A 26,722-nucleotide genomic window follows, 5' to 3' on the forward strand; every position below is an offset into this window, starting at 1 on the left:
CTGGCCGGCCGCCCCGGCGGGTCAGCCACCGGCGCCGGCCACGGGATCGTCGAACTGGGTCCGGTACAGCTCGGCGTAGCGGCCCCCGCGGGCCAGCAGGTCCGCGTGCGGCCCCTCCTCCACCACGTGCCCGTCCTCGACCACCAGGATGCGGTCGGCGGAGCGGATGGTGGAGAGCCGGTGCGCGATCACGACGGCGGTGCGGCCTTCCAGAGCCTCTGCCAGGGCGGCCTGGACGGCCTTCTCCGACGTGGAGTCCAGGGCGGCCGTCGCCTCGTCCAGCAGGACGACGCGCGGTGCGGCCAGCAGCAGTCGGGCGATCGTCATCCGCTGCCGCTCTCCCCCGGAGAGCCGGTAACCCCGCTCCCCCACCACGGTGTCCAGCCGGTCCGGCAGGCCCTCGACCACGTCCCGCAGGCGGGCGCGGTCGATCGCCTCCCACACCTCCTCCTCGGTGGCCTCGGGCCGGGCCAGGGTCAGGTTCCCGCGGATCGTGTCGTGGAACAGGTGCCCGTCCTGGGTGACCATGCCCACCGTCTCCTGCAGGGAGGCGAAGGTGGTGTCCCGGACGTCCAGGCCGTTGTAGCGGACCGAACCGGAGCCGACGTCGTAGAGCCGGGCCAGCAGCGAGGCGATGGTGGACTTGCCCGCGCCCGAGGTGCCGACCAGGGCGTAGGTCTGCCCCGGCTGCACCGTGAAGGAGATCCCGTGCAGCACCTCGGCCCCGCCCCGGCGGTCCAGCACGGCCACCTCCTCGAGCGAGGCCAGCGAGACCTGGTCCGCGCTGGGATAGGAGAACCGCACGTCCTGCACCTCGAGGGTGACCGGGCCGTCCGGGATGGCCCGCGCGTCCGGCCGCTCGCGGATCAACGGTTCCAGGTCCAGCACCTCGAAGACCCGGTCGAAGGAGACGAGGGCACCCATGATCTCCACGCGGGCGCTGGCCAGGCCGGTCAGGGGGGCGTAGAGCCGGGTCAGCAGCAGGGCCAGCGTGACGACGTCCCCGGCCTCGAGCGTCCCGGCCAGGGCCTGCAGCCCGCCGATGCCGTAGACCGCCGAGAGGGCGAGCGCGGAGACGAGGGTCAGTGCGGTCATGAACACGGACTGGCGCACCGAGATGCCCACGCCGACCGCCCGGACCCTGTCGGCCCGGGAGGCGAACTCGGCCGACTCCCGCGCGGGACTGCCGAAGAGCTTGACGAGGGTGGCCCCGGCCGCGGAGAACCGCTCGGTCATCTGGTCGCCCATGGTCGCGTTGGACTGGGCCTGGCTGCGGCTCAGTTCGGCGATCTTGCCGCCCATGAAGCGCGCCGGGATCAGGAACAGCGGCAGCAGCACCAGGGAGACCAGCGTGACCTGCCAGGAGGTCGTCAGCATGACGATGAGGGTCAGCACCAGGGAGACCACGTTCATCACCACCCCGGACAGGGTGCGGGAGATCGCCGTCTGGGCGCCGATGACGTCGTTGTTGAGCCGGGAGACCAGGGCACCGGTGCGGGTGCGCATGAAGAAGGCGATCGGCATGGTCTGCACGTGGTCGAACACCGCGGTGCGCAGGTCGTAGATGATGCGCTCCCCCAGGTCGGAGGACAGCCACCGGGTCACCACGCCCAGGATCGCGTCGAGCACGGCCACCAGGGCGATCAGCAGCGCCAGCCGGATGATGAGCGCGGACGTCCCCCCGCCGACGATCGCGTCCACCACGTCCCCGGCGAGGATGGGCGAGGCCACCCCCAGGAAGGCCCCGACGACGGAGAGCACGAGGTAGAACAGCAGCTTGCCCTTGTACCGGCGGACGAAGTCCAGGGTGCGCCGTACGGTGCCCGGCCGCAGTCCCCTGCCGGCCTGGTCCGCGCCGCGGCTCATCCGGTACATCGTCATCCACGCGGCCCGTTCCATGCTCATGGCCTGGGCTCCTGGTCCTCGGCCGTCCCACCGGGGGCGCCGGCCGCCGTCGCGTCGGTCGCGCCGGCCGGGGCCCGCCCGCGCGGGGGATGCGCGGACGGGGCGGTGACCTCCGCCGCGAGGAGCCGCTCGATCGCGCGCAGCGAGGCGGCGTGGGCGCGGTCGAATCCGGCCTGTCCCGAGCCCTCGGCCAGTCCCGCCGCGTAGCCGGCGATGAACGCCGTGGCCGCGGCGTCGTCGTCCTGACCCGAGGCCGCCGCGGCGATCCGCGCGGCCCGGGAGAGCCGGGCGGTGTCCGGGCTGACGCCCGAGAGCTCGAGGGCGGCCATCAACCGCTCCGGCCAGCCCGCCGGATACTGCGGGGCGGAGGCCTGCGGGGACGGGGCGGGAACGTTCTGGGGCACCGCACCAGTCTAGGTCGGCGCCCGCGCCGGGCTCCCGGGATCAGGCGACGGCGGCCAGGAAGTCGGTCCACTGCTCCGCCGGGCGCTCCAGTTCCCGGATCCGCCACTGCGGTCCCCGCGGGCGGGCGGGGGTGACCCGCAGGGTCCAGCCCATCTGCGCCAGGGTGCGGTCGCCCTTGGCGTTGTTGCACTTCAGGCAGCACGCCACCAGGTTCTCCCAGGAGTCCTCACCCCCGCGGGACCGCGGGTGGATGTGGTCCACCGTGGTGGCGGAGCGTCCGCAGTACCCGCACTGGTGCCCGTCCCGGCGCAGGACGCCGCGGCGGGAGACGGCGGCGGTGTCCGCGTGCGGGATCCGGATGTAGCGGTTCAGCAGGATCACGGCCGGGCGCATCACCGTACAGGTCGGCCCGACGACGGGGTCCCCGCCGTCGGCGAGCACGCTCGCCTTCCCGGTTCCCACCAGCAGGATGGCACGGCGATAGCTGACGACGGACAGCGGCTCGTAGCCGGCGTTCAGGACCAGAGTGCGCATGGGATGACCTCGCGGCTCGGGGGTGCCGCGGGCGCCGGATCGCCTGCCGGGTACCGACCCGGCCATCCGGCGTCTGCGGAGTGTATCGGGGGCGATCAGGTTCAGGATACGCGCCGCTCCCCCGGGCGCGGGACCGCGGCTCCCGACGCCGGGCGTGTCCCGGGCAGTGTTCACGGACCCGTCATGCCGCGTTCACGCGTCCGCACGGTCGCTGACGAGCACCCACCCGGGATGCCGGGAACGACCGAGGGCCCCTCCGTGTCCGGAGGGGCCCTCGTAGCAGTCGTCACCCGGCCGGTGGCCGGGGCAGGTGGTCGGTGGTCAGCCGACGTAGGTGTAGTAGCCGTACAGCGGGTTGCGGGTCACCGGGTGCTGGAAGGTGCCGACGGACGGGTTCTGGGCACCGATCATCTGGCCGTTGCCGACGTAGATGCCGACGTGGCCTCCACCGTTCTGGAACACCAGGTCGCCCGGCTTCGGGTTCGAGGTGGGCACGAACAGGCCGGAGCCACGGATCGCGGAGGTGGAGGACGGGATGGTGATCCCGGCCTGGCGGTAGGCCCAGGCCGTGAAGCCGGAGCAGTCCCAGCCGGCGGTGGTCTTGCCTCCGTAGACGTAGGGCACGCCCACGCCGGAGTAGGCGGCGGCCACGACGCCGCTGAGGCCGCCACGCTCCGCTGCCGGCTTCGGGGCCGGCTTGGCGGCGGGCTTCGGGGCGGACTGCGTGGTGGTCGTCCGCGGGGTGGACTGCTCGGTCCGCGAGGCGCGCTCGACGGTGCGCTCGGTGGAGCGCTCGGCCTGGGCCGGGCGCTCGGCCGGAGCGGAACGGGTGGTGGGCTCGGCGGACCGGGTGGTGGTCGCGGCGGCGGGGGCCTCTGCGGCGGCGGGCTGCGGGGCGGGGGCCTCGACGACGGGCTCCGGCTCGGGCTCGGGCTCCGGGGCGGGCTTGGAGGCGACGGGAGCGCGGTTCAGCTCGACCTTGACGTCCTTGGCGGCGGTGACGTTGACGGCGGCGACGGACGCGGCGCGCTCGATGTCCAGGCCCGGGGCCGGGATGCTGGTGGTGGCGCGGACGGCCGTGTCGGCGCCCTGGGCCGGCATGCCGATGGTCAGGACCAAGCCGGAGGCTGCCGCCACGACGGCCGCCTGGCGGCCGACGGTGCCGGCGTTGGCGGACACTGCCTTGGAGATGGCCTCGAGCGGGTTGCTGGTGGCCGGGGTGGCGCGGTGACGTGCAACGGAGCTGCGCTTCGACACGGGATATACCTCTCTCACGTGCCGCCGGGCCTGACCCGCCCCCGCCATGATGGACGACTGCTGAAAGGGCACCGGGCTGCGGGGGGATTGGCAAGACACCGGCCGGCTCTTCCTCGGGAATCCCGCCGAAGGGCCGGGCTCCAAGGTATATGAAACGTTTACCAATGTCACACTCAGGTCACGACGGACTGTGGATAACTCAGGGCCCCGCCCCGGCAATCTCCAGGAAGCGCCTAGTCCGATGGGGAGACGGCCGCCAAAAATGGTGACAAAGTGATTTATCCCACGTCGCGACCGAGCGCGCCACGTGATGGTGCCGTGACCTACACCGGGACGCCTTCCCGCCTCCCGGGAGCCCGGTCAGGGGAGGCTGCGCTCCACGCGGATGTGGGCGGCCGCATCCTGCGAGACCTCGAGGGCGACCCCGCCCTCCGCGGCGTCCGCGGCGCGCACCGTGATGTAGCCGTCACGCGGTGCGATCTCGATGTCCTGCCCGGGGCGGACGCCGGCCAGGGCGAGCTCCGAGAGCAGTTCAGGATCGGTCTGGATGGCCTCGGTGAGGCGGACCACCGTGTACCGGCCCGGAGCGCCGGCGGCCACCGACAGTGCCACCCCGTGCTCCAGGGCTGAACGGGCACCGCTCATGGGCGCATGGAGCTGGTCGAGTCCCGGGATCGGGTTGCCGTACGGGGAGTCGACGGGATGGTCCAGCAGTTCCAGCAGGCGCAGCTCGACCTTCTCGCTCATCACGTGCTCCCAGCGACAGGCCTCCTCGTGGACGTACGCCCAGTCCAGCCCGATGACGTCCGACAGCAGTCGCTCAGCCAGGCGGTGCTTGCGCATCACCTGCACGGCCTTGGCACGGCCTCCCTCGGTGAGTTCGAGGTGCCGGTCGGTGCTGACATGCACCAGGCCGTCGCGTTCCATCCGCGCCACGGTCTGGGAGACGGTCGGCCCAGAGTGCTCCAACCGTTCGGCGATGCGTGCCCGCAGCGGCACGATACCCTCCTCCTCGAGCTCGAGGATGGTGCGGAGGTACATCTCCGTGGTGTCGATCAGATCCGTCACTTCTGACTTTCCTCTCCAGGTCCCTATGGTCCATGGGTGACCGCCCGGCCGGGGAGTCAGGCCGGGCCCGCACACGGGACCGCACCAACCATCCTAGCCACGGCGGGGATCACCCGGGATCACCGGTCGGCCCCGTCGACAGGGTGGTGCACGGGCTGACGGGGACCACGCCCGGGCCTGACATGAATCCCGAGGTCCGGGGCCGATGCGGGAGAATGGGGAGTCGCGACCGGCGTGGCGGCAACGCCGCCCGTCCCCGGGTCGCACGCCCCGTTCCGGGACGACCGTCGAGTCAGGAGATCGCATGAGCACACCCGAGGTGACCATTCCCCAGCAGCTGCTTCCCCGGGATGGACGATTCGGCGCCGGACCGTCCAAGGTCCGCCCGGACCAGGTCCAGGCCCTGGTCGACGCCGGACCGAGGCTGCTGGGCACGTCCCATCGCCAGGCACCGGTGAAGAACCTCGTGGGCAGCGTGCGCCAGGGCCTGACGCAGCTGTTCTCGGCCCCCGAGGGCTACGAGGTGATCCTCGGCGTCGGTGGGTCCACCGCGTTCTGGGACGCCGCCTCGTTCGGCCTCGTCCGGTCCCGTGCCCAGCACCTGTCCTTCGGTGAGTTCGGGTCGAAGTTCGCCAAGGCGACGGACAAGGCGCCGTTCCTGGAGGCCTCCTCCATCCTCACCGCGGAGCCCGGGACACGGCCGGAGCCGCGGGCCGAGGCCGGCGTGGACGTCTACGCGTGGCCGCAGAACGAGACCTCCACCGGCGTGGCCGCCCCCGTGCAGCGCGTGGCCGGGACGGACGAGGACGCCCTGGTGCTGATCGATGCCACCTCGGCGGCCGGCGGACTGCCCGTGGACGTGTCCCAGGCCGATGCCTACTACTTCGCCCCGCAGAAGAACTTCGCCTCCGACGGCGGGCTGTGGCTGGCCCTGTTCTCCCCCGCGGCCCTGGAGCGTGTCGAACAGGTCAAGGCCTCGGGCCGCTGGATCCCGGACTTCCTGGACCTGAAGACCGCGGTGGACAACTCGCTGAAGAACCAGACCTACAACACCCCGGCCCTGGCCACGCTCGTGATGCTGGACAGCCAGCTGCGGTGGATGAACGACAACGGCGGCCTGGACTTCGCCACGGCCCGCACGTCCGACTCGTCCAACCGGGTCTACACCTGGGCCTCGGACTCGTCCTTCGCCACGCCGTTCGTGACCCGCCCGGAGGACCGCTCCGCCGTGATCACCACCGTGGACTTCTCCGACGACGTCGATGCCGCCGCCGTCGCCACGATCCTGCGCACCAACGGCGTGGTGGACGTGGAGCCCTACCGCAAGCTCGGCCGCAACCAGCTGCGCATCGCGACGTTCGCGGCCATCGAGCCAGACGACGTGACGGCCCTGCTCGCCTGCATCGACCACGTCGTCGAGCGACTGGGCTGAGGCTGGCGGCCGGCACGGCAGGACCACCGACCGGCACGAGAACGGCGGGGCACCCGGGTGGGTGCCCCGCCGTTCTCATCGCGGTGACGTGGTCAGGAGGCCGGTTCGGCTCCGGCGTCGGCGTCGGCCACGTCCGAACCGCTATCGACGTCGGCCGCGTCGACGGCGTTCTCGTCGCACTGGTCCTGGCCCTGGTCCCGGCCATCGTGCTCGCCCTCGGGGCCCTCGTCCTCGTCCTCGTCCCCGTCGCCGCGAAAACGGGCCAGGGCCTTCTCCGGGTCCTCGCCGGCGGCGATGGCGTCCAGGCGGATCTTCTCCTCCTGGCTGACCCGTTCGGACCACGGCAGCCAGTCCGGGGCCAGGATGGCGCGCTCACCGGGCAGGAGGCCGACCTCGCACACGGTGACGACCTTGCTGCGCGGGGCGCGGGCCAGGGTCGCGAACCACTCCCACCCGCCGTAACCGGGCAGCGTCGCGGCGAACCGGTGGGTGACGAGCCGGTCGTCGTCGGCCACGGCGCTGACGTGCGCGCCGACCTGGCCGTCCTCGGCCAGGCCGGTCTCCGCGATCAGCGCGGCCCGTGCCTCGTCCACGGCACCGGCCAGCAGCTCGTCGAGCTTCGGTGCCCGACGCCGGGGCGCGCGGGTCGGCTTCGGGGGGATCCGCACGGTGCCTGCGGCCGTCTGCACGGTCTGCGCCTCACCGGGCGGGGTGTCCGCGGTCCGGGCCTCGTCGTCTGTGGCCTGTGCGGCCACCGCTGTCTCAGGCCTCAAGATCGTCCGCAACCTTGCGCAGCGCCATGGCGATCTTCTCGGCCTGGGACCGCTGGGGGTACTTGCCCTTGCGCAGGCCGTTGGAGGCGATGTCGAGCCACTTGATGAGGTCCTCGACCAGCACGGCCATGTCCTCGGGCTTGCGGCGATGGGCGCGCACCACGGAGGGGGCGTCGTCGAGGATCCTGGCGCTGAGGGCCTGCGGGCCGCGGCGCCCCTCCGCCACGCCGAACTCCATGCGCGTGCCGGCGCGGACCTCGGTCACCCCGGCGGGCAGGGCGGAGGCGGGCAGGTGCACTTCCCTGCCGTCCTCGGTGTGCAGGAATCCGAACCCCTTGGCGGAGTCGTAGAACTTTACCTTGCCGGTGGGCATAACTCGTGTCCTTCTCTGTCTTCGGTGCACCCTTCCGGCCGTGGCAGCGTGCCGTCGCCGACCGGTCGGTCCGGGCCGACTGCGGGGGTCGCATGGCCGGGCGTTCACGGTGCGGCGACTCCTGGTGGCCCTGCGGCGGTGCCGGCGTGACGGGCGGGTGCGGCCTCGGGAGTCGTCGTGGACGTCCGGTTCCGGGTGAACCCGCCTCCGTCGCGTGCCGGACGGAAGGGAAAGTCTGTAGCCCTTCAAGGATACCCTCTCGCCCCTCACCCGGGACCTTCCCCCGCGGCGCCGCCCACCGCAGGCGTAGACTGGTCGCCATGTCCGTACGTCCCGCGACCTCCCCAGAGGCCTCCCTCGCCACCGGTCCCGCCGCAGGCTCGAACCCCGAGTCCCTGCCCTGGCTGCGCGCGTTGCTCATCGCGGGCGGGACGCTGACCGCCGTATCCTTCGCCGCCACGGTGCTGCTCCTGGCGTCCTACTTCCTCCAGATCACGGCCTGGCCGGTGTTCTACTGGTTCGGGCTCTTCGGGCTCCCGCTCGGATTCGCGCTGATGCTCGCGTTCGTGGTGATCAAGGCGGTGCTCAGGCGCCGCGCCTGACCCCGGTCGCCGAAGCCATGACGGCCGTCTCGCTGACGAGCCACCTCGCCCGGTGGCCGGACCACCGACTGCACCGCCTGTTCCGGCTCCGACCAGACCTCTGTCATCCGCCCGTTCCCGACGTCGCCGCCCTGGCGGCGAGGGCCAGCACCCAGATGTCCGTGCTGCGTGCCCTCGATGGCCAGGACCGGGCCCATCTCGACGTCCTCGAGGCCATGTCGGCCCTCGCCGCGGCACCCCGGATCCCCGACGCCGTCCAGGGTGCCCCGGGCCGCCGGGTCCCCGACACCGGGGCGGCCGTCACCCGCGCCCGCCTCGCCGCGTTCCTGGGGACCGCCGGTCCTGACGGTCCCGGTTCCGACGCCGTGGACTCGGTCCTGCATGACCTGGCGGACGCCGCCCTGGTGCTGCCCGCCGGTGACGGTTGGCAGTTGCCGTTGGCCGTCACCACCGCGATCGGCCCCCACCCGCTGGGCCTGGGGCGCAGCCTGGCGGTGCTCCTACCCGAGGACGGTCCCGCCGGTTCCGGCGGACGGCCCACCCGCCCGGGGCCCGTCCCGGCCCCCGAACCACCGACGGACCGCGCCGAGGTCCTCGCGGCCCTCGGCCGCCGCACCGAGGACCCGGAGCTGCTGGCCCGGGCCACCGCCGCCCTGGACGTGCTGCAGTCCGCTCCCGTGGCGCGGTTGCCCGGACCACCGGGACCGGTCCTCGACCTGCTCCTGGACACCGGCCTGCTGGTCCGGACCGGCAGGTTGCCGGACGGCACCGACCTAGCCGAGCACCCGCTCGAGGCCGGGCTGGCCTGGCGCGACGGAACCGCCGGACGCCGGATGGATGTCACCGCGCCGTCGCCGCAGGACCGCACCGTGCCCTCCGCGCTGTCCTCGAACGCCGCCCTGGCCGCCATGACCGACCTGTTGCGCGGTTGCGCCGACCTCCTGGACGGACTGGTCGAGGGACTGCCGACCCTGCGCTCGGGCGGTGTCGGCGTGCGGGAGGTGAAGCGGCTGGCCGACTCCACCGGTTCGACGCCCGAGGACACGTCCTGGCTGCTGGAACTGCTCGCCGCGACCGGTCTCGTGGTCCTGGATCCGGACACCTCCCGCTGGGTCGTCGCCGCCGAGGCGGAGGACTGGCGCAGCAGCGAGCGCCAGGTGCAGTGGGAGGCGCTCGTCCTGGGCTGGCTGGGCAGCGGACGCGCGCCCCTGCTCGGCCCGGTGCCCACGGTCCGTGGCGTTCCGTCCGGTTCCTCGTCCGGGGCAGCGCCCTCGACGGCGGGTGGCGGGCGGGCGCTGGCCTCCGACCGGAACCGGCCCGATGCGCCCGGGTTGCGGGCCGCCGTGCTGGAGACCGCCCTCGAGCTCGCGGAGGAACGGCCGGGTGTGCTGGTGGATGAGGCGGTGGCCGGGCGCCTCCGGTGGCGCAGCCCCCGCCAGTCCGCCCGGACCGCTCCGTTCACCGCACCGCTGCTGACCGAGGCGGCCAGGCTCGGCCTGACCGGTGCCGGCGCCCTCACCGCGGCCGGCGCCCTCGTCGCCGCCGGCCGCCTCGGAGAGGCCGCCGACGCCGTCGGGACGGCACTTCCCGCTCCGCTGACCCGGGTGCGCCTGCAGGGCGACCTGACCGCCGTGGCCCCCGGGTACCTCGACCCCGAGGTGGCGCGGACGCTGGCGGCGATGGCCGACGCCGAGGGAGACGGTGCGGCCCGGGTCTACCGGTTCTCCGACGACTCCCTGTACCGCGCCCTGGACACGGGGCTGGACGCGACCGCGATCGAGCAGTTCCTGGCCGCGCACTCCGAGGACGAGCTGCCGCAGTCGCTGCGTTATCTGGTCCGCGACGTCGCGCGCCGCCATGGGGCGGTGACCGTCGGCGCCGCCGGGTCCTGGCTGCGAATGGAGGACGAGGCCCTGCTGGATGCGATCGTTGCCGATCCGGTCCTGGCCGAGGCCGGACTGGAGCGGGTGGCACCCACGGTCGCGGTGTCCACGGTCGGCGAGCGCGAACTGCACAGGATGCTCGTCGCCGCCGGACACCGGTCCTCCCGTCGGCCGCGCACGCCGGACCGCAACGGGACCCCTGACCCCACTGGGGCCGGCGCGGCCGATCTCGGGCCGTCCAGGCTGCGGCGGGCGACCCCGGCGACCGGGACGGTGGACTCCGTGTTCCCGGCCCCCGTCCGGGCGGTGCGGTGGACGCCCAGTGAGGAGGAGCTGGCTGCCCAGGTCGCCCGGTTGCGGGCCGCTCCCCGTCCCTCGCCCAGCGGGCCGGGCACCGAGGAGGCCGTCGTGCTGTTGCGCCACGCCGCCCGGCAGCGGAGCGAGGTCGACCTGGTCACCGTGGACCAGCGGGGCCATCGGCAGTCGTTGCGGGTGGTGCCCCTGGCCGTGGCCGGTGGCCGCGTCCGCTGCCTCGTCCCCTCCCGCGAGGCTGAGACGGTGGTGCCCCTCCACCGCGTCGTCTCCGCGGAGCCCGCCGGGGCAACCGAGCCCGTGACCACCCCCGCATCCCCCACGACCGACCAGGAGGACCCATGCCCGACGGACCGTTGATCGTACAGTCGGACAAGACCGTGCTACTGGAGGTGGACCACCCGGACGCCACCGAGGCCCGGCACGCGCTGGCCTCCTTCGCCGAGCTCGAACGCGCTCCGGAGCACGTGCACACCTACCGGATCACGAACCTGGGCCTGTGGAACGCCCGCGCGGCCGGGGTGGACGCCGAACGCGTGCTCGACGTCCTGTTGACCCACTCGCGCTACCCGGTGCCCCATGCGTTGCTGGTGGACATCGACGACACCATGAGCCGCTACGGCCGGCTGCGGCTGGAGAACGACCCCGTCCACGGACTCGTCCTGCGCACCGACGACCATCCGGTGCTCGAGGAGGTCCTGCACGCCCGGAAGACCGCGGACATGTTCGGTCCCCGCATCGACGGCCGGACCGTGGTGGTCCACGTGGCCAGCCGCGGACAACTCAAGCAGGCCCTGCTCAGGCTCGGCTGGCCCGCCGAGGACGCCGCCGGTTACGTGGACGGCACGCCCTACCCCATCGGGCTCACCGAGGTACCGGCGACCGGTGAGCTTCCGGACGGGGAGTACCCGGACGGCGACGCGGTCGGCACCGCTCCGGGGGAACCCTGGCGACTGCGCCCGTACCAGCGCATGGCGGTGGAGAACTTCTGGGCGGGCGGTTCCGGGGTCGTGGTGCTGCCGTGCGGGGCGGGCAAGACCCTCGTGGGCGCAGGCGCCATGGCGACCGCGGGTGCCACCACGCTGGTCCTGGTGACGAACACGGTCTCCGCGCGGCAGTGGAAGGCCGAGCTGCTGCGGCGGACCACGCTGACCGAGGCCGAGATCGGTGAGTACTCGGGGGCGGTCAAGGAGGTCCGTCCGGTCACGATCGCCACCTACCAGGTGCTGACCACCAAACGGGGCGGGATCTATCCGCACCTGGAGCTGGTCAACGACCACGACTGGGGGCTGATCATCTACGACGAGGTGCACCTGCTGCCCGCGCCCATCTTCCGGTTGACGGCAGACCTGCAGGCCCGGCGTCGGCTGGGGTTGACTGCCACCCTGGTGCGTGAGGACGGACGGGAGTCCGAGGTGTTCTCGTTGATCGGGCCGAAGCGCTACGACGCCCCGTGGAAGGACATCGAGGCCCAGGGCTACATCGCCCCGGCCGAGTGCATCGAGGTGCGGGTGGAGTTGCCCAGGGATGAGCGGGTGGCCTACGCGATGGCCGAGGACGCCGACAGGTACCGGCTGTGCTCCACCTCCGAGGTGAAGCTGCCCGTGGTGCGCTCCATCGTCGAACGGCACCCCGGCGAGCAGGTGCTGGTCATCGGCCAGTACCTCGACCAGCTCCAGGAGCTCGGGGAGCTCCTGGATGCTCCCGTCCTGACCGGGTCGACGTCGGTGGCGGAGCGCCAACGCCTCTTCGGCGCCTTCCGGGACGGGGAGATCGGGGTACTGGTGGTGTCCAAGGTGGCCAACTTCTCGATCGACCTGCCCGAGGCCTCGGTGGCCGTGCAGGTCTCCGGGGCCTACGGTTCCCGCCAGGAGGAGGCCCAACGTCTCGGCCGGCTGTTGCGTCCGAAGGAGGATGGCAAGTCCGCCCACTTCTACACCGTGGTCTCCCGCGACACGCTGGACCAGGACTACGCCCAGAAGCGGCAGCGATTCCTGGCCGAGCAGGGGTACGCGTACACGATCCTCGACGCCGCGGACCTGGCCCAGCCCTAGGGTGGTGCCCGCTGCCGTCGTCACGGCGGTGGCTCCGCAGCCCGGGACCGTCCGGTACCCCGAAATCCTCGCACAGCAAACGTTCAGGAAATGCTCAGCGAACGGGTGGACGATGGAATCCATGAAGTCCAAAGAGCCCGAAGCCAAGCTCCTGGTCGTCGATGACGAGCCCAATATCCGAGAGCTGCTGTCCACCTCCCTGCGTTTCGCCGGGTTCGAGGTGGTGGCGGCCGCGAATGGCCGCGAGGCCCTGGCCGCTGCGGAGAAGGACCAGCCGGACCTGGCCGTCCTGGACGTGATGCTGCCGGACATGGACGGTTTCACGGTCACCCGCAAGCTCCGCGCGGCCGGCCGGCACTTCCCGGTCGTGTTCCTCACTGCCCGCGATGACACCGAGGACAAGGTCACCGGGCTGACCGTCGGCGGTGACGACTACGTCACCAAGCCGTTCTCCCTCGACGAGGTGGTCGCCCGCATCCGGGCCGTGCTGCGCCGCACCGCCCCGGCCGACGGTGATGACGCCGTCCTGCGGGTCGACGACCTCGAGCTCGACGACGACGCCCATGAGGTGCGCCGGGCCGGCGAGGTGGTGGAACTGTCCCCCACCGAGTTCAAGCTGCTGCGCTACCTGATGATGAACCCGAACCGCGTACTGTCCAAGGCGCAGATCCTGGACCACGTCTGGGAGTACGACTTCAACGGGGACGCCTCGATCGTGGAGTCGTACATCTCCTACCTCCGCCGGAAGATCGACCGCCCCGACCTGCCGGACATGATCCAGACCAAGCGCGGCGTCGGTTACCTGCTGCGCTCCGCTGAGAAGCGCTGACCGTCCGTATCCTTGATGGCATGCCCCCACCCGTGAACCACAACGGGCGCTTCCGGCCGTTCCACGAGATCGTCCGGACCTGGAAGACCTCCTCGTTGCGCACCCAGCTGGTGGTCATGACCAGCGGCCTGATGCTGCTGGCCGTGGCCGTGACCGCCGCGCTGACCGCGTCCCTGTTCCGGCAGGAACTGGTGCGGCAGATCGACGAGGACCTGTTCGCCAACCGCAGCAATGTCTCGATCTACCTGACCAGCCTCGGCATGGGCACGGACTATTTCTCCTCGCCCCAGTCCATCCTGCGCTTCTACGGCGAACTGCAGGACAACGAGGGGCGGACCACCACGAACTCCTCCTTCACCGGGGCCGACGAGGACCGGCCGGTCATTCCCGGGATGACGGCACAGGAGGTCCTGTCGAGGGGAACCCAGGCGTTCGAGGTTCCCGGCACCCACGCGGACTCCCGCGGGTGGCGGGTGAAGGTCTACCGCCTGGAGTCCGGTGAGGGTTCCCTGGCCATCGCGCTGCCCCTGGAACCGGTGTACAGCTCCGTGGACCGGGTGATGTCCCTCGTGGCCACCATCGGCCTGCTGGCCACCGCGGGCGCCTCGGCGATCGCCTACGCGGTGACCACCCGCGCGTTCCGCCCGCTGCTGCGGGTGGAGCGCACGGCGGCCCAGATCGCGGCCGGCGACCTCTCCCAGCGCGTGGAGATGGGTGCCCCGGACACCGAGGTCGGCCGGCTGTCCCGTTCCCTGAACGCCATGCTGGCCCATATCGAGACCGCGTTCCGGTCCAAGGAGCAGTCCGAGGAACGCATGCGCCGGTTCATCCAGGACGCCTCGCACGAGTTGCGCACTCCGCTGGTCACCATCCGGGGCTTCTCCGAGCTCTACCGGCACGGCGGGATCTCCGAGAAGGAGGACGTGGACGCCGCCATGGGCCGGATCGAGGGTGAGGCCAAGCGGATGAGCCAGCTCGTGGAGGACCTGTTGACGCTGGCCCGCCTGGACGAACAGCGGCCGCTGGACCATGAGCCGGTGGACCTGATGATGCTGGCCCACGACGCCGTCCTGGACGCCCGCGTCAACGCGCCGGACCGGGAGGTCAGGCTCGAGGGACTCGACGGCGGGCGCGCCGGTTCCGCGCCCACTTCCGGGGATGAGGGCCGGCTGCGGCAGGTGGTGGCCAACCTCGTGACCAACGCCCTGCGGTACACCCCGGAGGGCACTCCGTTGGAGATCGCCGTCGGTACGGTGGACGTGCTGCCGGGGTCGGTCGACTCCGACGGCCAGCAGGTGCACGGCTCGCGCGACTCCGTGATCGAGATCCGGGACCACGGACCCGGCATCGACGAGGACGACGCCGCCCGGGTCTTCGAGCGCTTCTACCGGGCGGACTCCTCCCGCCAACGGGAGACCGGCGGCACGGGCCTGGGGCTGGCCATCGTGGCGGCGATCGTCGCCCAGCACGACGGCACCGTACGGCTGACCCAGACGCCCGGGGGTGGCGCCACCCTCTCCGTGCGCCTGCCCTGGATCCCCGCCGCACAGGACCAGGACGAACAGTCCGATGAGGATGGGGCGGCCGGGACGGACCAGGCTGGGGACGGGGCCCCCGTCGCAGACGCGGACCTGCCGGTGGACGGGGACGAACGGGCCCGCGAGCAGTCCGGCGCCGGCCGACCGGTGAACGGCAGGCAGCCGAGCGGCAGGCAGGCGGCCCCGGGGAAGCCGGTACGGAACGGACGCGGCGTGATGCGTGGCCGGCGCAAGCCACCCATCCCGCCGCGTCCTGCACAGGCGCCCGGCGGGACGTCGTCCTCCACAGCAGAGTAGGAGGCCCTGCCGGGTGCCCGACGGGGCTCCTAGCGTGGACAGGGAGCCGGACCACTCCGGCCCGGTCGGTCCGACCGCCTCGCGGCGACCGGACCGGCATCCAGATCCCCCACCCACAGGAGTGAACATGGCGCTCGTCCAGATCGACACCGAAGACCTGATGGCCAAGAGCCAGGCCGTGGAGGGCTCCATCGGCCGGCTGCAGGCCGAGGTCAACGCGATGGAGGCCAACCTGCGCCAGCTGCAGGACACCTGGCGCGGCCAGGCCTCGAACAACTTCCAGACCATCCTGACCGAGTGGCGGGCCACCCAGGCCCGCGTCGAGGAGTCGCTGGTGTCCATCCGCGGGGCCATGACCCATGCGGCCCAGCAGTACCTGGACGCCGAGACCGCGAACGCCTCGATGTTCCGCGGCTGACCTCCCGGGCCCTGACGTCAGCCGGGTGGGTGGAGGTGCGCAGGCGATCCATCTCCACCCACCCGGCTGAAACCTAGGATGGGGACCATGGCCGTGCTGATCGATCCGGCACGGTGGCCCGCCCACGGCACCGTGTTCTCCCACCTGGTCTCGGACCACTCCCTGGCGGAGCTGCACGCCTTCGCCGAGGAGGCCGGGATCCCCCGCCGCGCCTTCGACGGGGACCACTATGACGTCCCCGTCGAGCGATACCCGGCCCTGGTGGCGTTGGGCGCCGAGGAGGTCAGCGGCGCCGAGCTCGTCCGTCGCCTGGTCGCCTCCGGGTTGCGTATCCCGGCCAGTCACCGGCCGGGCAAGCTGGACAAGATCCTCACCCAGCGGTTCAACCGGTTGCTGCCCGGTCACTCCCCCCTCGAACGGGAACCCGTGGTGGCAGACCTGTTGGCCCGGTGGTCCGAACCCCACCGCCACTACCACGACCGTTCCCACCTGCTGGCCGTGCTGAAAAGCGTCGACCTGCTGCTGCGCCAGGGAGAGGACTGCGGTCGCTGGGACCGGGCCGTCAAGCTGGCCGCCTGGTTCCACGACGCCGTCTACCGCGGCGACCCCGGCCGGCCACCCGGACAGGACGAGGAGGACTCCGCGGTGCTGGCGGAGACCGTCCTGTCGGATCTCGGCCTACCGGACCCGGAGATCGCAGAGACGGCCCGGCTGGTCCGGCTGACCATCACTCACGACCCGGACCCCGAGGACCGCTCCGGCGCCGTGCTCAGTGATGCGGACCTGGAGGTGCTGGGCCGTGGTCGCGGTGACTACGCGCGGTACCTGGCCGCCGTCCGGAAGGACTTCGCGCACGTGCCGGACGATGCCTTCGCCGCAGGCCGGGCCGCCGTCGTGCAGTCCCTGCTGGACGCCGACCCGCTGTACTGGACCGAGACGGGTCGCCGGATGTGGGACGGTGCGGCCCGCCACAACCTCTCCGCGGAGCTGCACCCCACCTCCCGGTGGTGGTTCCGCCGCTAAGGGTCCGGAACCGGACAGGGCGAGCGGTGCCCGTCCGGCGATGCGCCAGGACACGAGAAGGCCCGGCCCCCGGGAGACAAACCGGGAACCGGGCCTTCGCCGTCACTGGCGTCCGAGGCGGGATCAGTCCCGCCCGGACGGCCGGTGATGCCTGCTAGGAGCAGGTCATCACATCATGCCGCCCATACCGCCCATGCCACCCATGTCGTCGCCACCCGGCATGGCAGCGGCCGGCTCGGGCTTGTCGGCCACGACGGCCTCGGTGGTCAGGAACAGGCCGGCGATCGAGGCGGCGTTCTGCAGGGCAGAGCGGGTCACCTTGACGGGGTCGTTGATGCCGGCGGCCAGCAGGTCCTCGTACTCGCCGGTGGCGGCGTTCAGGCCGTGGCCGGCGGCCAGGCCCTTGACCTTGGCTGCCACCACGCCCGGCTCCAGCCCGGCGTTGAAGGCGATCTGCTTCATCGGGGCCTCAATGGCGACCTTGACGATGTTGGCGCCGGTGGCCTCGTCACCCTCGAGGGACAGCGAGTCGAAGGCCTTGGTGCCGGCCTGGATCAGGGCGACGCCACCGCCGGCGACGATGCCCTCCTCCACGGCGGCCTTGGCGTTGCGCACGGCGTCCTCGATGCGGTGCTTGCGCTCCTTGAGCTCCACCTCGGTGGCTGCACCGGCCTTGATGACGGCCACGCCGCCGGCCAGCTTGGCCAGGCGCTCCTGCAGCTTCTCGCGGTCGTAGTCGGAGTCGGTGTTCTCGATCTCGGCACGGATCTGGTTGACCCGTCCGGCGATCTCCTCGGCGTCACCGGCACCCTCGACGATGGTGGTCTCGTCCTTGGTGACGACGACCTTGCGGGCGGTGCCCAGCAGGTCCAGGGTGGCGTTCTCCAGCTTGAGGCCGACCTCCTCGGAGATGACCTGGCCACCGGTGAGGATGGCGATGTCCGCCAGCATGGCCTTGCGGCGGTCACCGAAGCCCGGGGCCTTGACGGCCACGGACTTGAAGGTGCCGCGGATCTTGTTGACCACCAGGGTGGCCAGGGCCTCGCCCTCGACGTCCTCGGCGATGATCAGCAGCGGCTTGCCGGACTGCATGACCTTCTCCAGCAGGGACACCATGTCCTTCACGTTGGAGATCTTGGAGTTGACGATGAGGATGTACGGATCCTCCAGCACGGTCTCCTGGCGCTCCGCGTCGGTGACGAAGTAGCCGGAGATGTAACCCTTGTCGAAGCGCATGCCCTCGGTGAGCTCGAGCTCCAGGCCGAAGGTCTGGGACTCCTCGACGGTGACGACACCCTCCTTGCCGACCTTGTCCAGGGCCTCGGCGATCAGGGCACCGATCTGCGGGTCGGCGGCGGAGATCGACGCGGTGGCGGCGATCTGCTCCTTGGTCTCGATCTCCTTGGCGGAGGCGATGAGCTCGGTGGTGACGGCCTCGACGGCCTTCTCGATACCGCGCTTCAGGGACAGCGGGTCGGCGCCGGCGGCCACGTTGCGAAGGCCTTCCTTGACCAGGGCCTGGGCCAGCACGGTGGCGGTGGTGGTGCCGTCACCGGCGACGTCGTCGGTCTTCTTGGCGACCTCCTTGACGAGCTCGGCGCCGATCTTCTCGTACGGATCCTCGAGCTCGATCTCCTTGGCGATGGAGACACCGTCGTTGGTGATGGTGGGCGCGCCCCACTTCTTCTCCAGCACCACGTTGCGGCCGCGGGGGCCGAGGGTCACCTTGACGGCGTCGGCAAGGGTGTTCAGGCCCTTCTCCAGGCCGCGGCGCGCCTCTTCGTCGAATGCAATGGTCTTGGCCATGTGTGCACTGTCCTTTCTGGACCTTGGCGTTGCTTGGCAGTGTTCAACCGACCTGTGCAGTGCCCGCGACGGACGGCCCTGGGCCGGGCCTCACCACGTTCAGGTCAAACTCGTGGCGCGGACCACCCGCATGCCTGCGGGCCTTGGCAGTCCGAACCACTGAGTGCTAGTCCATATTTAGCACTCGGCACACCCGAGTGCAAACGTCGGGACGGGCCCTGGACGGTTGTTCAGCGTGCAGGGGAATCCGTGTCCGGAACGCAGGGGGCGCGGTAGCACGTCAGCCGGCGTAGGAGGCGGTGACCACCACGGCGATGCCCGGGATCCGTCCGTCGTAGACCGCCGGCAACCCGAGCCGGGCTGCGACCGCCTGGGCGGTGACCGGGTTCGAGGAGTAGAAGACCGCGGAGGAGGACACCGGGTATCCCGACCAGTTCCCGGCGGTGGCCACCGTGAAGCCGGAACCGGAGAGCGTGCCGCCGACCCGGCCGGCCAGCCCGTTGACCCGGGAGGCGTTGTAGACCTCCACCGGGAAGGAGTAGTCCACCGTCTCCGGCTCCTGGGTCTGCGTGGGAGTCGGTGTGGGTTCCGGCGTCTTCGTGGGCTGCGGGGTCGTGGTCGGCTGGGGCGTCGTGCTGACTTCCGGGGACCTGGCCGGTGGCGCGGACGACGGCGCCGCCGTGGCCGTGCCGGCGGCCGAGGGGTCGGCGGTCCCCGCCCCGGCACCGGGCCGGGCCGCCCCCGGGGAGGTTCCCTGCCCCGGCGCCGCCGACCCGGACACCGACGCCTCCGCAGCACCGGGCCGGGCGGTCTCCTGGACCCGCAGCGTGGGCAGGATGAAGTACGAGAACGCCCCGATCACCAGGGCCAGGGCGGCGGCGAGCGAGATCCAGGTCAGCCCGGACGGGCCGGTGCCGCCGGACGGCTCCGCCACGGCCCGATGGCTGCCCTTGCGGTTGCGGTATTCGGGCACGTCATCGAACTGATCGCGCGGGTACTCAGTCATGGACCATCATCACCAGATCTTCGGCACCGGGCGGCGCCGGGGTGGCTGCCGCAGACGTGGCCACGGCCCCATGACCGTGGCGCTCAGGCCTCCTGCCGCCTGGCGCTGCGGGCCCGGTGGCGAGTCGTCCGTAGTCTACGCAATCTCTTGACCAGCATCGGCTTGTGGGCCAGGGCCTCCTGACGGTCGAGCAGGCCGTTGAGCACCTGGTAGTACGTGGTGGCCGAGATGGAGAACCGGTCGCGGATCGCCTGGTCCTTCGCCCCGCCGTACTTCCACCACTGGTCCTCGAAGTCCAGGATGTCCCGGTCCCGCTCGGACAATGCCGACGACGCCCCGGGCTCCTGCCCGCTCGCGCCCTCCAGCCCGTCGTCCTGTCCCCGGTCAGCGCGCGGGTCGTCCTCGCGCTCCGAGGGGACGGGGTCAGCTGCAGTCATGGGAGGGTCCTTCCGGGAAGTGGTCCCCCGCCGCGCGTCTGTTCGGGCACCCACGGCGCTGGACGGAGTACTCCACAGTCTACTCCGCCGAACTACAGCGGTGTCATTCGATAGTCTGCACCGATGAGACTGCTCGAACCACTGGATCCCGGATGGGAGCGCGCCCTGGCGCCCCAGCAGGAGGCCCTGGATGCCGTCGGGCGCGAGGTCAAGGCCCGGAGGGCCGACGGGGAGCAGGTCCTCCCGGCGCCGGAGAACATCCTGCGGGCCTTCCGGCAGCCCTTCGACGAGGTGCGGGTGCTGATCCTGGGCCAGGACCCCTATCCCACGCCGGGGCACCCGATCGGGATGAGCTTCGCCGTGGACCGGCACGTGTCACCGCTGCCACGCTCACTCGTGAACATCTACCAGGAACTGTCCGAGGACCTCGGCATCCCCCGGCCCCCACGGTGACCTGACCGCCTGGACCGGGCAGGGCGTGCTGCTGCTGAACCGGGTCCTGACCGTGGCCGCCGGCCAGCCCGCCAGCCATCGTGGATTGGGGTGGGAGCGGGTGACCGAGGCCGCCGTGGAGGCACTGTCCGGACGAGGCACCCCGCTGGTGGCCATCCTGTGGGGCGCCGATGCACGGAAGATGGCCCCGGTGCTGCAGCGGCACGCGCCCGCGGACGCCCCCCTCGGGATCATCGAGTCGGCCCACCCGTCCCCGCTCTCGGCGCGGCGCGGGTTCTTTGGCTCGCGGCCGTTCAGCCGCACCAACCAGTTGCTGGAGCAGTGGGGCGCCGAACCGGTCGACTGGCGCGTCGACCACTCCTGACCCCTCCGACCACGCCGCGCGGACCGGTCATCGACGGCCGATCCGGCGCCGTTCGTTGGCCTGCAGGGCGGTGGTGAACGGACGGGCCAGGGTGTCGCCCAGGACCACGCCGGCGGCGATGGCCATGATGGTGGCGGAGGCGTTGAACAGCCCGACGAGCCCGTCCACGAGGGCGCCGCTGTCCATGGCGATGCCGTACATGGACCGGAAGATGGTCAGTCCGGGCAGCAGGAACAGGATGGCCGGCACGGCCACCACGAGCTGGGGCGCGCCCATCCTCAGGGCCACGTACCGGCCGACGGCGCCGATGACCACGGCGGCGATGGCGGGGGTCAGCCGGGGCCCCACGCCCAGGGCCTCCGCGCCGGCGTAGGCCGCGAAACCCGTCAGGGACACCAGGGCGGTGGGCAGCAGCAGCTTCCACTCGGACTGCTCGAAGATCGAGTCCCAGACGGCCGCCAGGAAGACGAGCAGGCCCATGAACCAGACCGGGTACGTGGAGGAGCTGGCGTTGTCCACGTCCAGTTCCGCGAAGCCCATCAGGCTGGCGAACACCACGGCGGACATGATCCCCGCGATCAGCGCCGCGAAGATGAGGGCCGCGGAGACAAACCTGCCTGCGGCGGTCACGGGGAAGCCGTTGATCGCGTCCTGCACCGCGGAGACGAAGCGGCCCGACGGCAACAGGAGCATGATCCCGCCGGCCACCACCAAGGACGGCCCCAGCGGCACGTCGAGCTCGAAGAGCACCAGGGCGATCACGGTGGCGATGAAGCCACCGGCCATCGTGGCGAAGAACTCCGGGATCCGGGCCCGGCCCATCACGTCCATCACGGTGATCAGCAACGAGGTGGACAGCAGGGCCACACCGGCACCGACCAGCCCGCCGCCGATGAACAGCACGAAGGTGGCCGCGAACAGGCCGGCGGACAGCGTGTTGAGCCACTTCGGGAACGGCTTGGGCTTGTGCCGGATGTCGGCCAACCGCTGTTGGGCCTCGTCCCGGTCCACCTCTCCGGCGGCGATCGCGGACACCAGCCGGTGCATCAGCGCCAGGCCCGCGTAGTTCTGCGACCAGGACCGCACCACGCGCTGCAGCGTGTACGGCGTCTTGCCGGCGGGTGCGTAGTTCAGCGAGATCGACTGGTTGGTGATGTCCACCTCGGTCTCGTGCACGCCGAAGGCCTGGGTCACCACGATGATCGAGGTCTCCACCTCGAGGGCACCGGCGCCGAAGCGGAAGAGGGTCTCGGCCAGTTTCAGCGCGAAGTCCAGGGTGGTCCGCTCGTCGGCGTCCGCCAGCCGGGTGGTGCGCAGGTAGGGGTTGGCGTACGGGCTGCCGGCGATCCGGTCCACCATGGACAGGGCCTGCGTCGGCAGCGGTTCCGAGTACATGATCCGCCGGATCGCCGAGCTGCCGGAGAACCGCAACCGGGGCTTCTTCGGCCCCCGCAGGGCCACCGGGGCGGCCGGCGGCTCGCCGGTGATCGGCTCGGAGGGCGCCAGCACGGACTGCGGCACCGGCACGGAGCTGGGCGGCTCCGTGATCGGGGTGTCGGTGACGGGCCCGACGCCGGCGCCGTCGGCGGCGACGGGGGCGGTGACCGTGGGCTGCGGACCGGTCGCCGGGGCGGCGGTGGGGGTCTGCCCGGTCGGCACGTGGCCGGCGGCCTCGGCCGCCGGGCCCAGGGGGAAGTCCGTGATCGAGCTAGTGGCGGGGGCGCTCTCCTCCACGGCGGGACGGCCGGAGGCGGGGTGCTCCCCGGAGGGTGCTCCCGCGGGAGTCTGTGCCGCGGGGCGGATGATGGGGATCTGGGACAGTTCCACGGGCGGTTCCTGGATGTTCCGGCGTCCCGATCGCGTCCTGGCCTGATCGTCCACGGCTGTCTATCCTCCTGTCCCGTCAGTGCCGGCTCGCGGGGTCTCCCGCACCGCCGCCGGCTGCACTCTCCGCTGTCCTGTCCCTGCCCGGTCCGGGGCGGACGGGCGGCCCACGGCACACTGTAGTGCCCCATTTAACGACTGAAGGGCCCGTACCGGGCCCTTCAGGAGTGGTGGATCTTACTGGACTCGAACCAGCGACCTCTCGCGTGTGAAGCGAACGCTCTAACCAACTGAGCTAAAGATCCAACAGCGTGCCAGCGTCTTCCCCGTCGGGGGCTGACAGCTATGAAAGCTTAGCAGAACTGAGGCCCAGTCCGAAAACGCGCTGCGTGAGCCGCGGTGACGGGTGCTCGGCGCGGCGCACCTACGATGAACGGCATGGACTCCTTCACGCGGCTGGGCACGCATCCGGCCTTCCGGACCGGCGCCTCCGTGGCCGTGGCCACGGGCCTCTACGGGATCTCCTTCGGCGCCCTCGGGCTCGCGGCGGGGCTGGACGTGTGGCAGACGATCGCCCTGAGCGCGCTGATGTTCACGGGTGGTTCGCAGTTTGCCTTCGTGGGGGTGCTGGCCGGCGGGGCGGGGGTGCCGCGGCCACGGGTGCCGCCAGCCTGCTCGGGGTCCGCAACGCGGTCTACGGGATCCAGCTCAACGCCATGATGCGGCCCGGTCCCGCCCTGAAACCACTGGCCGCGCACGTGACCATCGACGAGTCCGCGGCCACGTCCATGGCCCAGCCCGATCCGCACGGGCGCCGCATCGGGTTCTGGACGGCCGGCGTCGGGGTGTGGCTGACATGGGTGGCCTTCACCGTGCTCGGCGCGGTCGCCGGGGACCTGATGGGCGACCCGAAGGCCTGGGGGTTGGACGGTGCGGCCGCCGCGGCGATGCTCGGCCTGCTGTGGCCCCGGTTGAAGACCGGTGACGCCTGGACCCTGGCAGCGGTGACGGCGCTCGTCACCACGATCGCCCTGCCGGCACTGCCCTCCGGGATCCCGATCCTGGTCGCCGGGGCCGTGGCGGGGCTGTGGGGCTGGTTCGGGTCCCCGGCACGCCGGGGGCCTGGTCCGCGGGGAGGCCACCCGGGTCAACTGGGGCGTGCCCGGACGCAACAGACCGGCACGAGGGAGTCGGCGGCGTGAGCACGTGGGAATGGATCCTGCTGGCGAGCGCGATCGCCTTCGGGACCAAGTTGCTGGGCTACCTCGTGCCCGCGACGATCCTGGACGACCCGCGGATGCTGCGCACGGCCAACGCGGTGACGATCGGGCTGCTGTCCGCGCTCGTGGTGATGAACACCGCCGCCGTCGGCCAGGGACTGGCACTGGATGCCCGGCTCGGGGCTGTCGTGGCCGCCGCGGTCGCGCTGGTGCTGCGGGCCCCGTTCCTGGTGGTCGTGATCACCGGTGCGGTGGCCGCAACCGGATTGCGCCTGCTCGGCGTCCCCTGAGGGATCGCACGGGCGTCCACCGCGGGGCCTGCCTGCCCCGCTCGGGTCGTCGCGGCCCTCCACGCGGACGGCGCCACCTCCCCCAGCCGGGAACGGCAAGGCCCCGGACCGCCATCTGCGGTCCGGGGCCTTGCCGTCGCGGTGCGTCAGTTGAAGCGGCCCGCGACACTGAGCATGTTCGCCGTGGAGTAGTCGATGTCCGTCAGGGTGACTCCGGAGGCAGGGTTGCGTGCATGGGCGATGGTGTCCGCGTCCACGACCACGGCCACGTGGTAGACGCCGGTGGACTTGCCGTTGTTCGACCAGTAGACGAGGTCGCCGGTCTTGGCCTGCGAGACCGGCACGTGCTGGTCGGCAGCGGTGTACTGGTCCTTGGAGGTGCGCGGCAGGGACTGCCCGCCGGCGGCGAACGCGCCGGTGGTGAACCCGGAGCAGTCATACCCGTAGGGGCCGCTGCCCCCGTACTGGTAGAAGGTCTTGGTGCTCTTGGCCTTGGTGGTGGCCCAGGTGGCGGTCTTCGCCTTCCAGGTGGCGGTGGTGGTCGAGGCCCGGTGGACCTTGACCGGCAGCGGAGTCATCTTGGCGGTCTTTACGTCGCCGCGGTGGGCGATGATGCTGTTGGCCTTGTAGAGGGCTACGGCGGTCTCACCGCGGGTGATGGCCTTCTTCGGGCGGTACGTACGGTCGGAGTAACCGGAAGAGAAGCCGCGGCTGCGCATGAAGGCGGCCTGGTTGTAGTAGGCCTTGCCCCGGGATAGGTCCTTGAAGGGGGACTTGACCGGGCCCTTGTACTTGGAGCCGGAGAGCTTGTAGAGGATCACGGAGGCGTCCCCGCGGGTGATCGCTTGGCTGGGCTTGAACTTCCGGCCCGAGTGCCCGTAGGACAGTCCTGCCTGGCCCAGCCAGTTCACGGCTTCGGTGTAGCTCTTGCCCTTGGGGACGTCGGTGAAGTACTGCTTGCCCTTGGTGTGCTTGGGTGTGACCTGCTTGTAGAGCATCACCGCGAAATCGGCGCGGGTGACGGTCTTGGTGGGTCGGAAGGTGCGGTCGGCATAACCGGTGCTGATGCCCTTGCAGTTCACCCAGGACACGGCCTGGTAGACGCTGACGCTGGTCTTGGCCCTCGGGACGTCCTTGAAGTTCGAGGTGGTGCAGCTGGCGGCCGCGGCTCCCGGGGCGGTGGCCACAGAGCCTGCCAGGGTCAGGGTGAGCCCGAGGACGAGTGCGGCCACGGCCGAAAGGATGGCGGCCGGCAGGGTGCCCCGGGCGCCGGGCATGGGTGCGGAGGTGTACATGCGGGTGATCCAGTTCGTGTGCGTCGGTCAAGGTGCGATAACGAAGTACACGGGGAGTATGTCACGGATCAGTCACAAAGTCCCTGTCAGAGGCCGAATTCATGGTCTCGAGGTCGCACCGACCGAGGTTGTCCTGAACCGGGAGGGTTAGCTGTGATGTCCAGGGAGGTTGGTCAGTCGGGTGACCGGTGGCTGGCCTCCGATCGCGGAGTGGGCTCGATGGTGATTGTAGAAGTGCAGCCATCCCGGTAGGGCGTCGTTGCGCTCGGGGGTGGAGGGGTAGAACTTCGCGTAGGCCCAGCCATCGGCCAGGGTGCGGTGGAAGCGTTCGATCTTGCCGTTGGTCTGGGGCCGGTAGGGCCGGGTGCGCTTGGGCGTGATGCCCAGCTCGGTGCAGGCCTGGGCCCAGGCGTAGGACCGGTAGGCCGACCCGTTGTCGGAAAGGACTCGCTGAATGGTGACGCCCCGGTCGGCGAACCAGGCGGTGGCCCGGCGCAGCACCTCGATCGCCGTGTCGGCCTTCTCGTCGGTGTGGATCTGAAGCATAGGCCACCCGTGAGTGGTCATCGATCACGGTATGCACGTAGGCGGTCCCGACCAGGGGGCCACGCACTCGGCCCTTGCGGCGCTGGTCGTCGGTGGCGGCGCGGTTGCGCCGGCCTTGCTGCTTGCCCACGTAGCGCCAGCCGCCGCCGTCGGGAATGTTGCCGAACTTGGTCACGTCCACGTGGAGCAGCGAGCCCGGATGGGGGTGCTCGTAACGGCGCAACGGTTCACCGGTGACCCGGTCGATGGAACCCAGCCGGTTGATCCGGCAGCGCACCAGCACCGCGTGCATGGTCGAGGCAGCCACTCCGAGCCGACCAGCGATCTGGACCGGACCCAACCGGTGCCGCCACCGCAGGGCCACGATCCGGCGCACCAGGGCCGGACTGGTCTTGGCCGGGCTGGTGTGCGGGCGGGAGGAGCGGTCAGCCATCCCCGCCTGGCCCTCGGCCCGGTAGCGCTGGGCCCATTTCTTGGCCGTGCGCGGGGAGACCATGAACATCTTCGCCGCGGCGGCATAGGTCCACTCCTTCTCGACGACCAGCCGGGCCAGGCGGAGGCGTGTACGAGGAGTCAGGACAGCGTTAGCGTGGGACATGAAGGCCTCCGGTCGGTGAAGCGTTGAACTAGACAGCTCCACTTCACTACCGGGGGCCTTCGCCTGTCAGCCCCACTCACCGCCGCGAGGCGGGACAACCTCCCTGGACATCACAGTTAGCCCCCCGGGTGCCCCCGGTCATCGCGGTGAAGGATGCTGGCCCATTCATCGGGACCAGCC

The 26,722-nt window shown here is 71.4% G+C and carries 23 protein-coding genes, 1 tRNA gene and 2 pseudogenes; 12 read left to right on the forward strand and 14 right to left on the reverse strand.

What is annotated here, in order from left to right; all coding sequences use genetic code 11:
* Positions 1–21 precede the first annotated feature (21 nt).
* The 5 genes from CITRI_RS0111625 to CITRI_RS0111645 form a co-directional block, all read right to left on the reverse strand.
* The gene (locus tag CITRI_RS0111625) at positions 22–1,905 is read right to left on the reverse strand and encodes an ABC transporter ATP-binding protein (protein ID WP_010144993.1); all 1,884 of its coding nucleotides are present in this window, start codon (positions 1,903–1,905) and stop codon (positions 22–24) included.
* Positions 1,902–2,309, reverse strand: coding sequence for a hypothetical protein (locus tag CITRI_RS17530; RefSeq protein ID WP_010144994.1), 408 nt, complete (start codon positions 2,307–2,309; stop codon positions 1,902–1,904). Before CITRI_RS17530 ends, CITRI_RS0111625 begins: the two co-directional genes overlap by 4 nt.
* Before the next feature lie 40 nt (positions 2,310–2,349).
* On the reverse strand, positions 2,350–2,844 hold the full coding sequence (locus tag CITRI_RS0111635) for an HNH endonuclease (protein ID WP_010144995.1): 495 nt from the start codon (positions 2,842–2,844) through the stop codon (positions 2,350–2,352).
* Positions 2,845–3,165: 321 nt separating this feature from the next.
* Entirely contained in the window at positions 3,166–4,101 is a 936-nt protein-coding gene (locus CITRI_RS0111640) for a C40 family peptidase (RefSeq protein ID WP_010144996.1), read from the reverse strand.
* A 360-nt stretch (positions 4,102–4,461) separates the two neighbouring features.
* Positions 4,462–5,169, reverse strand: coding sequence for a metal-dependent transcriptional regulator (locus tag CITRI_RS0111645; protein ID WP_010144997.1), 708 nt, complete (start codon positions 5,167–5,169; stop codon positions 4,462–4,464).
* 304 nt (positions 5,170–5,473) lie between these two features.
* On the opposite strand from CITRI_RS0111645, the gene serC reads away from it, so the two are divergent.
* A complete protein-coding gene (gene serC, locus CITRI_RS0111650; protein ID WP_010144998.1) occupies positions 5,474–6,601 on the forward strand; it encodes a phosphoserine transaminase in 1,128 nt (375 codons plus the stop codon).
* Positions 6,602–6,693: 92 nt separating this feature from the next.
* On the opposite strand, the gene CITRI_RS18495 is transcribed toward serC, so the two are convergent.
* Together CITRI_RS18495 and CITRI_RS0111660 are read right to left on the reverse strand one after the other, a co-directional pair.
* The gene (locus tag CITRI_RS18495; RefSeq protein WP_237709055.1) at positions 6,694–7,374 is read right to left on the reverse strand and encodes a DUF3027 domain-containing protein; all 681 of its coding nucleotides are present in this window, start codon (positions 7,372–7,374) and stop codon (positions 6,694–6,696) included.
* Entirely contained in the window at positions 7,364–7,747 is a 384-nt protein-coding gene (locus CITRI_RS0111660) for a cold-shock protein (protein ID WP_010145000.1), read from the reverse strand. Before CITRI_RS0111660 ends, CITRI_RS18495 begins: the two co-directional genes overlap by 11 nt.
* A 320-nt stretch (positions 7,748–8,067) precedes the next feature.
* Here CITRI_RS0111660 and CITRI_RS17540 point away from each other — a divergent pair, with 320 nt between their 5' ends.
* The 7 genes from CITRI_RS17540 to CITRI_RS0111695 all read left to right on the forward strand — a co-directional run bounded on the left by CITRI_RS17540 (position 8,068) and on the right by CITRI_RS0111695 (position 16,703).
* Complete coding sequence (locus CITRI_RS17540; protein ID WP_010145001.1) at positions 8,068–8,349, forward strand: hypothetical protein; 282 nt, start codon at positions 8,068–8,070, stop codon at positions 8,347–8,349.
* Positions 8,350–8,504: 155 nt separating this feature from the next.
* On the forward strand, positions 8,505–10,904 hold the full coding sequence (locus tag CITRI_RS20500; RefSeq protein WP_141566087.1) for a helicase-associated domain-containing protein: 2,400 nt from the start codon (positions 8,505–8,507) through the stop codon (positions 10,902–10,904).
* Positions 10,886–12,598 (forward strand): DNA repair helicase XPB, encoded by a 1,713-nt coding sequence (locus CITRI_RS0111675; protein WP_010145004.1) that lies wholly within the window; start codon positions 10,886–10,888, stop codon positions 12,596–12,598. The genes CITRI_RS20500 and CITRI_RS0111675 overlap by 19 nt, the downstream gene beginning before the upstream one ends.
* Before the next feature lie 121 nt (positions 12,599–12,719).
* Positions 12,720–13,427, forward strand: coding sequence for a response regulator transcription factor (locus CITRI_RS0111680; RefSeq protein WP_010145005.1), 708 nt, complete (start codon positions 12,720–12,722; stop codon positions 13,425–13,427).
* 20 nt (positions 13,428–13,447) lie between these two features.
* Positions 13,448–15,262, forward strand: a complete 1,815-nt coding sequence (locus CITRI_RS0111685; protein ID WP_050813677.1) for a HAMP domain-containing sensor histidine kinase — start codon at positions 13,448–13,450, stop codon at positions 15,260–15,262.
* A 127-nt stretch (positions 15,263–15,389) separates the two neighbouring features.
* Positions 15,390–15,680 carry a WXG100 family type VII secretion target gene (locus tag CITRI_RS0111690; RefSeq protein ID WP_010145007.1) on the forward strand — a complete coding sequence of 97 codons (291 nt, stop codon included), beginning with the start codon at positions 15,390–15,392 and terminating at the stop codon, positions 15,678–15,680.
* Between the two features lie 87 nt (positions 15,681–15,767).
* Positions 15,768–16,703: a DUF4031 domain-containing protein gene (locus CITRI_RS0111695; RefSeq protein ID WP_029139272.1), complete on the forward strand. Its 936-nt coding sequence runs from the start codon at positions 15,768–15,770 to the stop codon at positions 16,701–16,703.
* A 168-nt stretch (positions 16,704–16,871) separates the two neighbouring features.
* Here CITRI_RS0111695 and groL read toward each other — a convergent pair whose 3' ends face one another.
* The 3 genes from groL to CITRI_RS0111710 form a co-directional block, all read right to left on the reverse strand.
* Positions 16,872–18,509 carry a chaperonin GroEL gene (gene groL, locus CITRI_RS0111700; protein WP_010145009.1) on the reverse strand — a complete coding sequence of 546 codons (1,638 nt, stop codon included), beginning with the start codon at positions 18,507–18,509 and terminating at the stop codon, positions 16,872–16,874.
* Between the two features lie 280 nt (positions 18,510–18,789).
* On the reverse strand, positions 18,790–19,515 hold the full coding sequence (locus CITRI_RS0111705) for a LytR C-terminal domain-containing protein (RefSeq protein WP_010145010.1): 726 nt from the start codon (positions 19,513–19,515) through the stop codon (positions 18,790–18,792).
* 83 nt (positions 19,516–19,598) lie between these two features.
* Complete coding sequence (locus CITRI_RS0111710) at positions 19,599–19,952, reverse strand: DUF3263 domain-containing protein (protein ID WP_010145011.1); 354 nt, start codon at positions 19,950–19,952, stop codon at positions 19,599–19,601.
* Positions 19,953–20,075: 123 nt separating this feature from the next.
* On the opposite strand from CITRI_RS0111710, the pseudogene CITRI_RS17545 reads away from it, so the two are divergent.
* Positions 20,076–20,769: pseudogene (locus CITRI_RS17545) on the forward strand (uracil-DNA glycosylase).
* A gap of 27 nt (positions 20,770–20,796) precedes the next feature.
* Here CITRI_RS17545 and CITRI_RS0111720 read toward each other — a convergent pair.
* Both CITRI_RS0111720 and CITRI_RS0111725 read right to left on the reverse strand, forming a co-directional pair.
* Positions 20,797–22,650 (reverse strand): threonine/serine exporter ThrE family protein, encoded by a 1,854-nt coding sequence (locus tag CITRI_RS0111720; RefSeq protein ID WP_141566088.1) that lies wholly within the window; start codon positions 22,648–22,650, stop codon positions 20,797–20,799.
* 171 nt (positions 22,651–22,821) lie between these two features.
* Positions 22,822–22,898, reverse strand: a tRNA-Val gene (locus CITRI_RS0111725).
* Between the two features lie 133 nt (positions 22,899–23,031).
* Here CITRI_RS0111725 and CITRI_RS20625 point away from each other — a divergent pair.
* From CITRI_RS20625 to CITRI_RS0111735, 3 genes are read left to right on the forward strand one after another with little or no spacing between them, the layout of a single operon-like run.
* Positions 23,032–23,313: an AzlC family ABC transporter permease gene (locus CITRI_RS20625; RefSeq protein ID WP_010145016.1), complete on the forward strand. Its 282-nt coding sequence runs from the start codon at positions 23,032–23,034 to the stop codon at positions 23,311–23,313.
* A complete protein-coding gene (locus tag CITRI_RS20630) occupies positions 23,295–23,795 on the forward strand; it encodes an AzlC family ABC transporter permease (RefSeq protein WP_369732230.1) in 501 nt (166 codons plus the stop codon). Before CITRI_RS20625 ends, CITRI_RS20630 begins: the two co-directional genes overlap by 19 nt.
* Entirely contained in the window at positions 23,792–24,103 is a 312-nt protein-coding gene (locus tag CITRI_RS0111735) for an AzlD domain-containing protein (protein ID WP_010145018.1), read from the forward strand. The genes CITRI_RS20630 and CITRI_RS0111735 overlap by 4 nt, the downstream gene beginning before the upstream one ends.
* A 146-nt stretch (positions 24,104–24,249) precedes the next feature.
* Here CITRI_RS0111735 and CITRI_RS20420 read toward each other — a convergent pair whose 3' ends face one another.
* Both CITRI_RS20420 and CITRI_RS17565 read right to left on the reverse strand, forming a co-directional pair.
* Positions 24,250–25,398 (reverse strand): S-layer homology domain-containing protein, encoded by a 1,149-nt coding sequence (locus CITRI_RS20420; protein WP_010145019.1) that lies wholly within the window; start codon positions 25,396–25,398, stop codon positions 24,250–24,252.
* Positions 25,399–25,545: 147 nt separating this feature from the next.
* Positions 25,546–26,542: pseudogene (locus CITRI_RS17565) on the reverse strand (IS481 family transposase).
* Positions 26,543–26,722: the final 180 nt, after the last annotated feature.

This window comes from Citricoccus sp. CH26A (genome assembly GCF_000224415.1).
Lineage (GTDB): Bacteria > Actinomycetota > Actinomycetes > Actinomycetales > Micrococcaceae > Citricoccus.